The 15,074-nt window shown below is 52.1% G+C and carries 13 protein-coding genes and 1 riboswitch; of the genes, 6 read left to right on the forward strand and 7 right to left on the reverse strand.

Going from position 1 to position 15,074, the window contains the following annotated elements:
• Window positions 1–845, reverse strand: an 845-nt coding sequence (locus BLU70_RS14535; RefSeq protein ID WP_176780818.1) for a hypothetical protein, incomplete at its 3' end; no start/stop codon positions are given.
• A gap of 434 nt (window positions 846–1,279) precedes the next feature.
• Window positions 1,280–1,364: riboswitch (cyclic di-GMP riboswitch) on the forward strand.
• A gap of 295 nt (window positions 1,365–1,659) precedes the next feature.
• Between BLU70_RS14535 and BLU70_RS02380 the strand changes: the two genes are divergently transcribed.
• A complete protein-coding gene (locus BLU70_RS02380; protein WP_040290854.1) occupies window positions 1,660–1,995 on the forward strand; it encodes a helix-turn-helix domain-containing protein in 336 nt (111 codons plus the stop codon).
• A 100-nt stretch (window positions 1,996–2,095) separates the two neighbouring features.
• On the opposite strand, the gene BLU70_RS02385 is transcribed toward BLU70_RS02380, so the two are convergent.
• The 3 genes from BLU70_RS02385 to BLU70_RS02395 all read right to left on the reverse strand — a co-directional run bounded on the left by BLU70_RS02385 (window position 2,096) and on the right by BLU70_RS02395 (window position 5,263).
• A complete protein-coding gene (locus tag BLU70_RS02385; protein WP_244885085.1) occupies window positions 2,096–2,830 on the reverse strand; it encodes an iron-containing redox enzyme family protein in 735 nt (244 codons plus the stop codon).
• Between the two features lie 90 nt (window positions 2,831–2,920).
• Window positions 2,921–4,285, reverse strand: coding sequence for an amino acid permease (locus BLU70_RS02390; RefSeq protein WP_074691658.1), 1,365 nt, complete (start codon window positions 4,283–4,285; stop codon window positions 2,921–2,923).
• A gap of 54 nt (window positions 4,286–4,339) precedes the next feature.
• Entirely contained in the window at window positions 4,340–5,263 is a 924-nt protein-coding gene (locus BLU70_RS02395; protein WP_074691606.1) for a proline dehydrogenase family protein, read from the reverse strand.
• 234 nt (window positions 5,264–5,497) lie between these two features.
• Here BLU70_RS02395 and BLU70_RS02400 point away from each other — a divergent pair, with 234 nt between their 5' ends.
• Both BLU70_RS02400 and pruA read left to right on the forward strand, forming a co-directional pair.
• On the forward strand, window positions 5,498–6,820 hold the full coding sequence (locus tag BLU70_RS02400; protein WP_074691608.1) for a sigma 54-interacting transcriptional regulator: 1,323 nt from the start codon (window positions 5,498–5,500) through the stop codon (window positions 6,818–6,820).
• 52 nt (window positions 6,821–6,872) lie between these two features.
• Window positions 6,873–8,420: an L-glutamate gamma-semialdehyde dehydrogenase gene (pruA, locus tag BLU70_RS02405; protein ID WP_074691610.1), complete on the forward strand. Its 1,548-nt coding sequence runs from the start codon at window positions 6,873–6,875 to the stop codon at window positions 8,418–8,420.
• Between the two features lie 165 nt (window positions 8,421–8,585).
• Here pruA and BLU70_RS02410 read toward each other — a convergent pair whose 3' ends face one another.
• Window positions 8,586–9,926: a glycosyltransferase family 2 protein gene (locus BLU70_RS02410; protein WP_176780819.1), complete on the reverse strand. Its 1,341-nt coding sequence runs from the start codon at window positions 9,924–9,926 to the stop codon at window positions 8,586–8,588.
• Window positions 9,927–10,277: 351 nt separating this feature from the next.
• Here BLU70_RS02410 and BLU70_RS02415 point away from each other — a divergent pair, with 351 nt between their 5' ends.
• Genes BLU70_RS02415 through BLU70_RS02425 form a run of 3 tightly spaced genes read left to right on the forward strand, consistent with a single transcriptional unit; the run spans window position 10,278 to window position 12,506 of the window.
• The gene (locus BLU70_RS02415) at window positions 10,278–10,988 is read left to right on the forward strand and encodes a CpsD/CapB family tyrosine-protein kinase (RefSeq protein ID WP_074691612.1); all 711 of its coding nucleotides are present in this window, start codon (window positions 10,278–10,280) and stop codon (window positions 10,986–10,988) included.
• 22 nt (window positions 10,989–11,010) lie between these two features.
• On the forward strand, window positions 11,011–11,697 hold the full coding sequence (locus tag BLU70_RS02420) for a YveK family protein (RefSeq protein ID WP_083341112.1): 687 nt from the start codon (window positions 11,011–11,013) through the stop codon (window positions 11,695–11,697).
• 23 nt (window positions 11,698–11,720) lie between these two features.
• Window positions 11,721–12,506: a tyrosine-protein phosphatase gene (locus BLU70_RS02425; RefSeq protein WP_074691614.1), complete on the forward strand. Its 786-nt coding sequence runs from the start codon at window positions 11,721–11,723 to the stop codon at window positions 12,504–12,506.
• A 7-nt stretch (window positions 12,507–12,513) separates the two neighbouring features.
• On the opposite strand, the gene BLU70_RS02430 is transcribed toward BLU70_RS02425, so the two are convergent.
• On the reverse strand, window positions 12,514–13,098 hold the full coding sequence (locus tag BLU70_RS02430) for a hypothetical protein (protein WP_074691616.1): 585 nt from the start codon (window positions 13,096–13,098) through the stop codon (window positions 12,514–12,516).
• An 85-nt stretch (window positions 13,099–13,183) separates the two neighbouring features.
• Window positions 13,184–14,725 carry a hypothetical protein gene (locus tag BLU70_RS02435; protein WP_074691618.1) on the reverse strand — a complete coding sequence of 514 codons (1,542 nt, stop codon included), beginning with the start codon at window positions 14,723–14,725 and terminating at the stop codon, window positions 13,184–13,186.
• Between the last annotated feature and the right edge of the window lie 349 nt (window positions 14,726–15,074).

Consider the following 15,074-nt stretch of genomic DNA (forward strand, 5'->3'; position numbering starts at 1 on the left):
GCATTGCCATTCCCGGCTGCATTGCCATTCCCGGTCGCTACGTTATTCTCAGAATTCGGGTCGGACAAAGACACTTGTTTGCGAGCGCATGCATTAAGAAGATCTTTTGCCTCACGCAGACTGGTATTGACTGACACTGTCGCGAACGAGGCGCTTTGAACCGATGCTCTTGCTTGCAAATCGGCTGGACCGGACCATCCGACGACACGTTGACAGGACGCTTCATCATTCTGTAACTGCACCAGCGCTGCCTGATCCCGCTGGAGTTGCTGAGCCACCTGACTCTGCGATGCCGATCCCGCAGACCCGGCAGAACCACTCATCTCCTGTTCGTCATGTTGAACAGCGGCTTGTGCGATATTAAGTGCTTGCCTGACATTCTGATAATCCTGCCAATCTTCACCGGCCAACGTAGAGAGTGTGTTTTCGCAGTTGATAGCCGACTGCGTGTCATTCTGAGCACGACGCGCATCCTGTTCCATTTGTCCGTACTGCGCTTGTAACGCGTCGTAAGTTCCTAGATGCTGCATCCTGAGCAACACAGCCGCCGCATCCTGAGCTGCGTCATTGGCGTCGCGTGCATCCATACACGCTTGTTGCGCAAGCGTTTCATCGTAACTCGGAAAATCCCGAGCCGCTGAAAACGTAGCGATCGCTTGCTTTTGCGTGAAAAACATCGCATGTGTCCCTTGCGCCGAATGAGCCAGGAGTGCCGTGCTGACGGATAACCCGGTGAACATGCCGCAAGCACAAGCCAATCGAAAACTGTTTCTGCGCCGTTGAATCCGCCTTTGTTGCAGAGGTGAGACAGTTGCTTGACGACGGTGCCTGCGGCGATGCTTCATACCATCACGACTCCTTTCTATGGAAGAATTCCGACCAATGGACTGTATACTCATGAAATTAAAATGGTTCTTAATTAAGAACAACATCAGTTGCGAGTAGACCATCCGCGATCATGTGCAGCGGCTGTTTCCTACATCTTCGCATCTTCGCGTTGCACACCGTGCTTCAACAAGAACGTTTTGTTCTTGTTAACGAACACAGTCACAGTATATGTTGGCTATGAACTCCCGTCAAGATGATCGTTCTCAAAAAAGAATTATTTTATATCGTTAAACTTCTGTTTTTTACGACATAAACTTAGATGAATCGCCGATTAAACTGTCGATTCAAGGCACATCATAAGAAAGTAGGCGACATTATGTGGATATTCATTTCTTGATGAAAGTCGTGATGATCCCCAAAATGAGTACGTAATCCGAATTCGGAGTACGCGTTATAGAACAGGCATACCTGGCTGAAAAGCAGGGGCGCAAAGTCACAGGTCTACGGTGATTCACTACGACAGCTGGACTGCCTAGACGCTGCTACTGACACGGAGGGGTATGGGGTGATACTCGTGTCTAGTCAAGCTGCAGAGACAGATGATGAATGGATTCGTCTAATGATAACCGCACGCGAAATGGGATTATCTACTACCGAAATTCGAAGCTTTGTATTAGAATACCTGAAGGGATGCGCTCCCAAACCGACACTTGGCCTAGACACCAACTTTCAAGATAGAAATCAGAGAAATAGGGGCTAGTCCCCTGTTTCTCGTATTTTGAGCATACTGGACGTGGACAAGCATCCGAAGCAAAGAGGAGAACTTTGCACATGATCGGGGAACGCTTAAAGCACTTTCGACAACAAAAGGGGCTTACACTGACGGAGTTGGCCGACAAGGCTAATGTGGCAAAGTCTTATTTAAGCGCCATTGAACGTGGCTTGCAAAGAAACCCCTCCATACAGGTCATCGAGAAATTAGCACATGTTCTCAACGTACCTGTACAAGAGTTTGTGGAAGCTCCGTCCAGCAACAGCGAAACCGCTGGCCTTGATCGCGAATGGCTGGAACTCCTGCGCGAAGTTGCCGATGCCGGTATTACAAAAGAACAGTTTCGCGAATGGTTGGAGTTTCAACGCTGGCGACTGGATAAAAACGGGGAATAAAGTTCCATGACACAACGACTTCGCAGCTCGTATAGCACACAGGCACAGCCATCAACTTCCCGCTGTGCTTGATGCAGGCACAGCGGGAAGGCAAGATGTGCTACTCTGTGAGCGACATCATTTCAATATGAAGTTCCTCGTACATCGCCGCTTCCGATAGCGCGATATACCTTCCTGTTTCATACATGAGACGCAGTTCATCAGGTGTCGTGTGACGCTCTAAGATTTGTTTGCACAACTGGTAATGCCGCGGCTCATGTTCGTCCGCGTGCACTTGCCAGAACAGACTATTCACAGTCCCCTCCACTTGGTAATGCGGGTGCAAAACCCCTTCCCCAATTCGCGCCATAACCGCACCTGCAAAAAGTTCCGATCCGAGTCCTACCGCAGCCATGGCTTGTAGCGGCGTGGCCGCTCGGAAAAACTGAATAAAGGTATCAATGGCTTTCCCCACCGCAGGTGACATCGGGACATCCGGTATACCATGGCGATCCAGGTTTGCATCTGGCACCACCGACTGTAAAAAGGTCAGATACAATTTTTCATGTGCCCTACCAGGTTCGCCACGTCCAGCCTCATCCCACAGGTTGTCGGCCACGGGAACCCACCACTCGTCAATGGGCGGCATGGCGGCAATGGAAGCACCTAGGACGCGTGGAAAGTGACGGCTATAGTAGCCGTACTGAAGCGCAAAATAACGCAATTGAAGATTGGTGTACCCGCCGTCACATAAGGTTTTTAAGAAGTTCCCTTGGAAAAAGTGCTCGTCTACCAAAGCTAGCATGCTTTGTTCGACGTCTTCATACGTCAAAAATTGTTGATCTACCGCTTGCACGCGATTCCTTCCCTTCCCGACTGGATCAATCTCCTTGATGTTCCTCCATCGGAACGACCTCGAAAGCATACGAAATCCAGCCGTAAAAGGTCAAGATAGCATAGCGGATCGAATCCAGTAGATTACGAGCAACACCGCGACACTGACCAAACTTAAAACTAGTTGGGACGCATCGCCTTTATGAAAAACCATAGAGATGATCACGGCTACCATGCCCGCAATGCACAGATATGTGAGATACGGATACAGCCACATCTTCACCGGGAGGTCTGCGCGATCGCGATTCAACTGCCGACGCAACCGCAGTTGTGAGAAGGCTATCAGCAAGTAAATAAACAGGCCAACCGCGCCGGAGGAGTTTAACAGGAACAAAAATACGTGTTGCGGCGAAACATAATCCATAATAATCGATAGATAGCCGACAATCGTGCAAACCAGGATGGCTCGCACAGGTACGCCGCGTCGATTCAGGCGCAACAGGCTCTTGGGCGCGTTGCCCTGATGCGCCAAAGCAAACAACATCCGAGAAGCGGTATACAGACCGGAGTTTAAACACGACAGCACAGCTGTCACCACGACGATATCCATGGCCGATGCGACGCCTGGTACGCCCAACAGTTTTAAAGCGTTTACATACGGGCTTGCGAGCGCGTGCGGATCGTTCCAAGGCAGGATGGTCACGATGAGAAAAATGGATAGGACATAGAAGACGAGCACACGCCAGATGACGGAATTGGTGGCACGAGCAACTGCCTTGGCCGGTTCCTTGGACTCAGCCGCCGCAATCGTGACAATTTCAGAACCAAAGAATGAGAATATAAGCGTGGTCACACTGGAAAACAGCGCTCCTACACCAAATGGCATAAATCCGCCATGCTTTGTCAAATTGGAAAAATCGAGGCGAGCATGCGGCCAAAGCCCCAGTACAAAGAGGGCCCCAAGAACGATGAAAACAGCAATTGCTGCGACTTTGATAAACGCGAACCAATACTCGAACTCACCATACGATCGCACCGAAAAAACGTTAGTCAGTGTTAAGATGACAAGCAGCACTAGTGATAGAAGCCACAGTGGCACCTCTGGAAGTATCCAATTATGCAGGGTTAAGGCACCCGCCGTAGCCTCGACAGCCACGACGATGACCCAGAAATACCAATACAACCAGCCGATAAGAAATCCCGCCCACTCCCCGAGCGCAATTCGGCCGTACTCTGCAAATGATCCCACCGACGGCCTTGCCGCGGCCATTTCACCAAGCATGCGCATAATGAGGATCACCAGCACGCCTGCCATTGCGTAGGAGATGATTGCTGCCGGTCCCGTCGCTTGAATTACGGCGCCACTTCCCACAAATAGGCCTGCGCCGATCACGCCGCCCAACGAAATCATGGTCATGTGCCGCATGTGTAGACTTTGTCTGAGTGTTCCTGCCGTCTGTTCAGTCTCAGTTCGCATCGTCAACGCACTCACCCTCTCCATCCAGCGCGCCGCTGGGTTTGGTGACCTACTTTACGCTCTGACGAGTGATTTCAATACGAAAGACACGTTTGCCGGCCGCTCTGCCAGCCTGCGCATGAAGTATCCGTACCAGTCCTCGCCGAATGGCACGTAAACGCGCACACGGTAGCCTTCTTGTACCAGAGCCTCTTGCAACTGCGGGCGGATGCCATACAGCATTTGAAATTCCCAAATCGACTGTGGGATATTGCGCTCTTTTACAAACGCTTTCACCCAGTCGATGATTGCTTCATCATGCGTGGCTACGGCGGTTGGACAGTGCGCTTCCAGCTGTGCCGCAATCATCTGTTTATAGTTTTCATCCACATCGCGTTTTTCGGGATACGCCACACTCGCAGGCTCCTTGTATGCCCCTTTCACCAGGCGCAGATTGGGACGTAAGGGCCGGAGTGCAGCCAAATCGTCCATACTTTTATACAGATATGCTTGAATCACGGTGCCAATCGCATCAGCCCCGAATTCGTCGCACAATGCACGATACATCTGCAAGGTCTTTTCGTTACGCGCATAGTCCTCCATGTCGATCCGCACAAAACGACCGAGATCGCGCGCTTGGCGAACAATTTTGCGCATATTCTCGTGACATAACTCCTCCGAGATATCCAACCCCAACTGCGTCAACTTGACAGATAGATAGACATCGCTGCTTTCCTTTTCGGTCGCCTGCAAGGTGCGTACACAAAAATCCGCGGCGGCTACGGCTTCTTCGCGGCTGTCGACGAACTCACCCAAATGGTCAAGCGTTGTCGCCAACCCCTTACTTTGCAACACCCGTACGGCCTTGATGGCGTCCTCAATGGTTTCACCCGGCACGAAGCGCGAGGCCCCCAGCCGCGGTCCGAAGCGACGTGCCATATGTTCGACTTTGCGATTTTGCGATAGCTGCAATAGCGTGCTGCGCATCCACTGTTCCACAACGATTTCCCCCATATTGAAGTCTGTGTTTAATTTTTGAACACATCGACCACAAAGTTGACATCTGTATCGTATCGTGATTTCATTTTAGACACAGATATGTGAAAGCGCAATCATGGATTTCGTGGATTGCCCGTCCAAATCGTGGCCATATGCACTCTTTATCGATTGCGGTTTGAACACGAGTTGTCCAAACAAAAGAAGCTGGTCCTAGACGAGAGAGGAAGCGAACGCATGGGCAATCTCATGCAGTACGTACCCGGCCCATACGACGTCACGGAACCCGTTCTCAATCTGATTCACGACGCCATCACCGCCATCAATACGGAAGGTGTTGTCACGGTGTGGAATGCCGCCGCGCAGGCCTTGTACGGAATTCCGGAAGAGGACATTCTCGGACACCCTATCGGCGACTTTTTCCCGGCCGAGTCCATCATGCTCTACAACGTCATGCGTACGGGGGAATCTCTGCACCAGGTCTACCATCAACCGCGCGCCGACGTCCACGTCTTTATTTCCGCCGAACCGTTATATGACACGGACGGCGAACTGATTGGCGCGGTTGCCGTCGAGCAAGATATCACCCACCTTGTACGCATGAGCGAGGAACAAATGCGCACGGCCGCACAATGGGCGGATGTCAGTGACGAACCGTACATCGGACCGTCAACGCAAACCGTTCTGCAATTACTTACACACACGCCCTTGCTCGGTCAACATGCACCCGTGCTATTGATGGGTGAACCCGGGACGGGCAAGCGCACCATCGCGCAGGCTGTGTTGCGGCACATGCAACACGATGGCCCGTTTATCCCCATCGCGTGCGATGCACTCCCCCCCGCCCTCGCCGATGTGGAGTTATTCGGATTTCAAGGGGGCTTGTTGTCCGAGGAATCCGAAGGTCGCAGCGGTCGGATCGAGCAAGCTGCTGGCGGCATGCTGTATCTCGCGAACGTGCAGGCCTTGCCCCCGCCGGTACAGCGGGCATTGGCCAAGGCGCTGCGCGTCGGATCATTCGCACGTGTGGGCAGTGCGCTACGCAAGGCAATCAACTGCCAAGTCGTTGCGTCGGCACTGCCTGGCACCAAGCTCGATCCGGCGCTCGAACTCGTTCTGCACCGGATGGATGTGTTGCCCCTGCGCAATCGCAAAGAGGAAATTGCAGGATTTTGTCAATTCTTTTTAGCGCGTCTTGCCCGAGAAATGGGGCGACCTATTCCAAGTCTCTCCGATGAAGTGCTGGCTTTACTGCGAGCCTACGACTGGCCGGGCAACGTCGCTGAGCTTGAGCAAACCTTGCGCCACGCGGTAACCGTGTGTCAAGGCAGTACGCTGACCAAAGAGGATTTGCCGATGGCGCTCTCCCAAGGCGCTCTCGCGCAGCTTACCGGGGATACCACCCCGCTCGCCGTCGTTTCGCGCGCAGCCGAACGCACCCGCATTGAGGAGGCGTTGAAGCAAAGCAAAGGGAACAAAACCATTGCCGCACGATTGCTCGGCATTTCGCGCGGAGCACTGTACTACAAGATGAAACAGTACCATCTTGAGCGTGAGTGAATGTCACAAATCTATTCCAACGACCTATCGAGATCGATGAGGAGGGTTTTGTATGTTGCCGGAATTTCGCAACGAGCCATTTAGCCAATTTTCGCATCCCGACGTTCGCGCCCAGATGATTGCCGCCATTGAAGCGGTCAAACGCGAACAAGACAACAAGTATCCGCTGTATATCGATGGTGAAGCCATCACGACGGAAAAGCTGATTGAATCCATCAATCCGTCGCGCAAGGAAGAAATCGTGGGTCGTGTCTACGAAGGAACGGCCGAACATGCACAACGCGCCATTGCTGGCGCTGCACGCGCCTTTACGTGGTGGAGCAAAAAGTCTTTTGCGGAGCGTGCGCGGTATTTGTTCAAGGCTGCGGCCATTATGCGTCGACGCAAATTTGAGTTATCCGCGACGATGGTGTTGGAAGCAGGAAAAACATGGGCAGAGGCAGATGCGGACACTGCGGAAGCGATAGACTTTCTTGAGTTCTATGCTCGCGAGGCGATACGCCTTGGTGAACCGCAACCACTCACCCGCATTCGCGAAGAAGACAATGAACTCTACTATATTCCGCTGGGTGTCGGAGCTATTATCACGCCGTGGAACTTCCCGCTTGCTATTTTGACAGGGATGACCACGTCGGCCATCGTCGCAGGCAATACGGTGGTTCTGAAGCCAGCTATGCAAACGCCTGTGATCGCCGCAAAATTCATGGAAGTGATGAAGGAAGCGGGTGTCCCGGCGGGCGTGATTCAGTTTGTGCCTGGCGCAGGTGAAACCGTCGGTGAGGCGCTGGTAGATCACCCGCAAACACGCTTTATTTCATTCACGGGTTCGCGCCGCATCGGCTGCCGCATTTATGAACGGGCAGCAAAAGTGCAGCCAGGCCAAATTTGGCTGAAACGCGTGATCGCGGAAATGGGCGGCAAAGACGCGATTGTGGTTGACGAACATGCCGATCTCGACGATGCGGCGCGCCAAATTGTCGCTTCCGCCTTCCATTTTGCGGGGCAAAAATGTTCGGCATGTAGCCGAGCCATTCTGCACGAATCGATTTACGACGAAATGGTGGAACGACTGCTGGCCATCACGAAGGATCTGCGTGTGGGCGAGGCGGAGAACGCAGATAGCCAAGTCGGTCCGGTGATTGATGAAGGTGCGTTCCAAAAGGTGATGTCATATATCGAAATTGGGCAAGGCGAAGGTACGCTGCTGTGTGGTGGCAAGCCAGCGAGTGAACATGGCTATTTCATTGAGCCGACCATCTTCGGCGATGTGCAACCGACAGCGCGCATTGCGCAGGAGGAAATTTTTGGGCCTGTGCTTGCGCTGATCAAGGCGGGCTCGTTTGAAGAAGCCATCGATATTGCCAATGGAACCGATTATGGGCTGACGGGCTCTGTATTCAGTCGGGATCGCGATCATTTGGAGTACGCTCGCGTCAACTTCCAGGTGGGCAATTTGTACTTCAACCGCAAATCGACAGGTGCGCTTGTCGGCGTGCATCCTTTTGGTGGATTCAATATGTCGGGCACCGACTCGAAGGCAGGCGGACGCGACTACCTGTTGCAATTTACGCAGGCGAAAGCCGTGTCGGAGCGGTTGTGATCCTCAAATGAGGAAAACCAGATTACTTGGGGCGGTCTCAAGGCCGCCCCTTTGTACTAGAACGTCTCAGTCCCCGGCTCAAAAACAGGGAACTAGCGGTCGTCCCCGTGCTCGCTAGCCCTTCTTTCGTATTGGATCGACGGCAATCCAGAGACGCTACTTACGCTATTTCCATACGCGACGGAGTTGAAAGAATTCCTGAATATAACCCCAAACAGATATAGGCGACATCATCATCTGATAGAGCAAAACGTACGTCACAAAGCCTACCCGATTGCGGCGAATTCGCAGATTCAACCGCTTAAAAACTCGCCTTTGATACATATACAGCACCAAGTTACTGAGTAACGTAATGGGAAGTACCAACAGTGTCAAGGGACCGACGATATAAAACTTGCCGAACATACACAGGACAAGCCCCGGAATCCAACAGAACGTGTACGTTACGTCTATATAAGGAATCACCAAATCGACACCCGTGAGAAATTTCGAGAACGCGACCGGATTTTGCCAGGGCTTTACCTCTTTAAGACCTTCAATCATGCCTCGCGCCCATCGACTGCGCTGACGCGCGAAGTGCTTGAATCGGACTGGAACGTCTGTGAAAGCTACAGCCAGCGGCTCAAAGTAAACTGTCCATCCTTGATAGAAGAATCGCCAGGTTAACACGATGTCCTCGCCAATCGCATCAGGCCAACCACCGACTTCGCGCACAGAATCCGTTCGATACAGGCTAAACGCTCCTTGCGCGACCAAGGTGCTACGATACATGCCTTGCAGTCGCTTGGTCGAGGCAATTCCAAGAAAATAGTCCCACTCCTGCATCCTAGCCAAGGTGGTGGCACGACTATTCCTGACAAGAACGGCTCCTGCAACCGCACAAACGTCATTCGGCGAGCTTACGTAGCGACTGACAAGGTGACGAATTGCTGAAGGATGAAGCAACGTGTCAGCATCCAGCGTGATCACGAGTTCCGTCTCCACATGTTGAAGGCCGTGGTTCAATGCATGATTCTTCCCAGGCCTTGTTTCAAGCAGGCACTTTACGTCCAACCCAAATTCTTCGGCACAGCGCAAAGCCGTTTCTGTTGTGCCGTCGGTCGAATTGTTATCCACAACCAAAACGTTGATCTTCCCGCTATAGTCTTGGCATGCGATTTTTCGCAGGGTTTCGACAATGCCCCGCTCTTCGTTCCACGCGGCAATCAGGATTGTAACTGGCAATTTCGGATCTTCATCTCGCAAGGGTGGTTGGCGATCCAGGAGCAAACTCACGACCTGAAATGCGTTCAAGTAGCCAGGGATATAGGCCAGCCCCGTGATGATGAATAGCGCTCCGGGAAAGGACACATAGCGCGAAAAGCTGTGCAACCAAGGTCGTGACAGGTAGACAGAAAAGGCAACCCACAAGAGCGCTCCCAGTTGACAGAGTACGAATTTCAACTTAATAGGAATGTACAATCTTGCGCTCGGATACAATGGCGTGTTTGGACCCAAAGACAACACGAAAACAACTTCACCTCGCGATATTTACAAGTAATCCCCTCATGCTTTCGACTGCTGTTTCTGCTAGTTTTATGAGCGGGATGACATGCAACCGAGAGGACTTAAAGAAAGTAAATTGAATTATATAGAGTTGTGCACAATGCGTAAAGTTTATAAACCACTCGTTTGTGTCATTTTGGCAAACCCATGCCACTTGGTATTAATCGGAATCCTGATTTGATTCCATGCTTGAATCATTCACTGACAGGACATGTATCCGTGTTGGTCTTACTAACTTTTCTGCAAAAGGTCGGCAGGAGTTTCCTCGAATGATGTCGAAGGGATAACAGTCGAATGTAAAAATTGAGGGGAGTGCGCTCTTTGGCATCGCGTGAGGACATCCAGCGACCCATCTCGCTCATCAATCCCAAATCTCCCTTAACGGAGTCCTACCGTACGCTTCGCACAAACATTCAGTTTGCAAGCGTGGCGGAAGACACAAAGGTTGTGTTGGTTACCAGCACTGCACCGGGTGAGGGAAAGACGTCAACATCAACCAATTTGGCAGTTGTCGCAGCGGCGGCAAACAAGAAGGTTCTCCTCATTGACGCAGATATGAGAAAACCGCAAGTCCACCAGCGGTTTCAGGTATCCAACCTCATCGGTCTCAGTACTCTGCTCATTAAAGAGCGCTCGCTGCAAGACTGTATTGTGTCGAGTGGAGCAGAAAATCTGTATCTTCTAACGAGCGGCCCAATTCCACCGAACCCGGCCGAGATGTTGGCAAGTCGTGCATTTGCGGAATTAGTGGACGTGCTTCGTTCACAATTCGACATGATTGTCATTGACAGCCCCCCGGTGTTGTCCGTATCGGATACACTGGCGCTTTCGCATATCGCGGACGGCGTGCTCTTTGTTGTCGATTCCCAGAAGACGCATCGCCTTCACGCTAAGCGCGCCGTACAAGCACTCATGCAGGTTGAAGCGCGCATTTTGGGCGTTGTGCTCAATCGCGTGAAACACAACAAAAAAGACTCGTATTATTACAGCTACTACACAGCAGGAACTCCAGTCACTTCCTGATTGAGAAAGGATCATAGCGACAGTGGAAGAACTCGAACTTCGTCAGTATTGGCACATCATTCGGCGGCATTGGATGATCGTCATCGGCATCCCCATTGTTGCGATCATTGTGAGCGGGATTTTGTCGTTTTTTGTCATACGTCCTCAATATGAGGCCGATACGACCTTACTCGTCAACCAGTCACAGACTTCGGCAGAGCAAGCAGGTCTGCAGTACGATTCCATCATGGCGAACCAGGCATTGGTCAACACCTACAGCGCGATTATCAAAAGCGCGTCGATAGAAGAAAACGTCATTCAGCAACTCAACTTACCGTACACCGTTGCACAGTTGGATAAGATGATCACCGTGTCTTCACCAACACAGAGTCAGGTCATCGATGTCAAGGTTATCGGCCCGAGTGAAGCACAGGCCGTCAGCATCGCGAATGCACTCGCGACTGACTTCCAAAAACGCGCAGCTCGTCTGATGGATGTCGAGAACGTCCAAATCGTCGATCGAGCTGTGAATCAACCTGGTGCCAAACCTGTGAAGCCCAACAAGAAGTTGAATCTTGCCATCGCGCTGATACTTGGGCTTTTGGTGGGTATTGGAATTGCATTCCTTTTGGAGTACCTCGATAATCGCATCCGCAGCGCGGAAGATGCCCAGCGCCTGCTCGAACTCCCGGTACTTGGAACGATTTCGGATTACAGCTTGGAGCGTTAATCACAACCGGAGGTGGGGAAGACATGACCAGACCTCTGACAGATATTCATGCTCACATACTCCCAGGTTTAGACGATGGGCCTGCGGACATGGAGGCGTCTCGGTGTCTCTTAGCCGCGATGAACGACGATGGCGTTCATCGCGCTTTTTGTACACCGCATTATCTCAGCCCTCACTTTGAGGTCGCGCAGGAGGATATTGAAGATGCATTTACCCATCTCGAAGCGCGGCCAGCGAGTGATAGACCTATACTTGCCAAAGGCGCAGAGGTCAGGCTGTCGCAGAGGCTTGAACAGGACTTACAAATGGGCAGGGTACCAACTCTCGGAAGTACACGCTATGTCCTTGTTGAGTTCGAAACGCCCGCCATTACTGACTATGCCCTCAGTCTTGTCTACGAATTATTGATCCGAAAATATATGCCGATTATGGCGCATCCAGAACGCAACCTAGCCATCCAGCGCAATCCATCGCTCGTCACGCAGCTACGTAAATCTGGGCTGTTGATGCAAGCGACGGCACAGGCCTTCATCTTGCAGGACGACAAATCTCGAACATCTTCGAGATTGGCATGGTCTTTGCTGGAACAAGGTCAGATTGATGTGATTGCATCCGATGCGCACAATACCACTACTCGCCCTCCTGGTCTACAGTCTGCCTACGAACGCATAGGAGAGCGAATGGGGGAATCCATGGTTGACACTTTGATGGAGAATGCGGATGCCATTTGGTTTGGAGAGCCTTGCCGCCCTATTGAAGTTGCGGCAAGGCATGGGCGTAGCGGTATTTTCGGTTGGTTTCGCCGGTGAGGAGACGTTATGAACCCAGTGCCGCTTCCAGCGCAGCAATTTGCGCAGGCGTAAAATGTGAGAGGATCTGCTCTTTGATCTTTTCCTTTTCGGCAGGAGTCAGGCTGCCCCGTTGTGCGTAGAGACGCGCATATTCCGCCAGCTCCGCTTCCGAAAATCGGCTCATGGCAAATTGAATGGCCTGTTCACGGTTTTGAAATTGCGGCGCCCCTTGCTCTTCAGGATTCACGACTGCGGATGCCGAGGGCGCCTTTCCACTGAGGGATACCGAGGACTTGGATGACGGATGTGACGGGTTCGCATCGCGAGCATCACTCTCTGTCCCATTGCTCGATCCCGCCACTGCCCCTCCAAGCGAAGCCGGCGTCGCTGCGTGATTTGTGCTTTCTGGTTGCCGCGACACCGACGCACCCGCGGAGGCTGCGGACGGCAGCGACTTGAGCATCGCCTGAACCTCTTTCTTGGTCTGCGGTTGTGTAAGAAGCGTCACCACTTGCGCAGCGACCGCCTGCTTGACCCGATGGTTGGCATACCAAGCCCCTCCTACCAGGACGCATGCGATCATGGGAACGCCCCAAATCCACTTCTTCACAATACCTCTTCCTTTACACAGTTTTTTCCGCAAGCATGCCCCGGTCTCTCGCAGATACCGAGGCATCACTTTTAACCATCATGAGTTACGTCGATGATGCATTGACGATCCCCGTAGTCTGGATGTTCCAAACCGAATGAGCCCAACTGCTCGTTACGTTCACTCGATGCAGAGCCTGCATGACATACCAAATCGGCATGTATGTAGTCTTCGTATGAGACGTTGGATCCGTCGCAACCTTGATGGGTACTCGTTCAATCAGTTTCCCATTGAGATAAATACCCTTTCCGGTTCCCACTTGTACATGCGAAAAATCTGGATTACTACCTTTCGGTGCAACGAGATACCAGCCTTGTCCATTCCACGTGTTCTGAAACCCTATCGCATCTAACACCTTCATCACATACCAAATCGGCATGTATGTGGTTCCTCCAGACACAATCCCCGGAACCTCAGATTGGGGCTTACCGTTTACCTGGATAGCTTCCGTCACATATCCCGACCATGAAGGCACCGGCTTCGATGGTACAACAATGGGCTGCACGGATGTGCTGTTGGGCGCAGCGATGACAACGTCTGTGTCTGCTTGTAGAGAAAAGGTAATCGATCCGCCGGCAACGGTCGCGGGAATGGCGGTCAGCGTCCCATCTGCTGCGACGGAAAACACCTGCACATTCGCCGGCAACGACTGCGCATCAACCTGCACCGAGATCGGAACCATTGGGGCATCACCGGAGAAAAATACACCAAATGTGTAGAGCGGTTCAAAGCCGGCATACGTTGCCGTCAGTACTCCAGCCGCATCCGAAGCTTTGCCGCCGGTTAATGTCAAGGTCTCGGTCGTTGCAAACGCATGGGCGGGTACGGTGAATACGAAGGATGCACCGTTTACACTTTGCGTCACACTCGACGCCGCCAAATTGACCGTTGCAGTCTGGAGAACTGTCGTAAATGCACCACCTGTATTTTGAGGTGGTGTGGGTAGCGAAGGCGCGCCAGCGTCTGACACACCCACGGTGCTTACGCCGCCACCCTGGGCCACTACCGAGCCCCCGAGCCCAAACAGTGATTGAATTGCAGGTGTTGCACTGGCCAGATATCCGTCAAACGCAGTATGGAGTTGCTGTGCAGACGTTGTCTCATTCAATGGCTGTAACGCTTTTAAGGCGCTCATTTCCGAGTAGGCATGGTTCACGATATTCTGCAGAAACGTTACTACATCACTCGGCTGAATCGTATTGTTGAGCGATTCCATGTTTTGAATCACCGAATGAATCAGCGCTTGTGCATCCGAACTTTGCAGCGTCAGCAACTGTGTAACGTCGACAGACAATGCGGCGGACGTCTGCTGTTCTCCTGGCGTCAGTGCATCCGTGCCAAAGAGTACCTCGTTCCAGTCCATACTGGGTGAGCGCAACACGGCTAAAACGCTACCTGCCAATGAACTTCCGGTTGAACTGTTGGCTATTGCACTCAGCGTATCGATTTCATTGGCCAATTGTGTGATGGATTGCTGCAGATCTGTGCTGTTCGTGGTTGCAGCTTCAACTGTGATGGCCGGAATTGCATAAGACACCAAACCGATGAGGACGGCCACACCAAGTTGGCGCAAAGTTTTTGGACGCATATCGAAAGAACCCCCTCCTAGTATGATGATGTTAGTACCTCAAGGAGTCTTGAGATACAATTCTCGTAGTGGTCGGGGTACTACGACCCCCTCCTTGAGACTTTGTTCTCGTCGAGTAGAGTGTAGGCCCCGCCTTGCGAGAGTTTACGAATGAGCTGGATGTTGAGGGATCCCCCCTTCTCCGAATGTCGAACTAGGTTGTAGATCGCAAGGTTGCGCGGTTCCCGACCTACTTGGAGGTACTGTTCATGTATTTCATTGGAATCGATATCGGCAAGCGTCAGCATGAAGCGTGTATCATTGATTCGTCTGGCCAGATTCAGAGTAAGATGTTTCGTTTCTCCAACAC

The organism is Alicyclobacillus hesperidum (assembly GCF_900107035.1).
In the GTDB taxonomy this organism is placed as follows: domain Bacteria; phylum Bacillota; class Bacilli; order Alicyclobacillales; family Alicyclobacillaceae; genus Alicyclobacillus; species Alicyclobacillus hesperidum.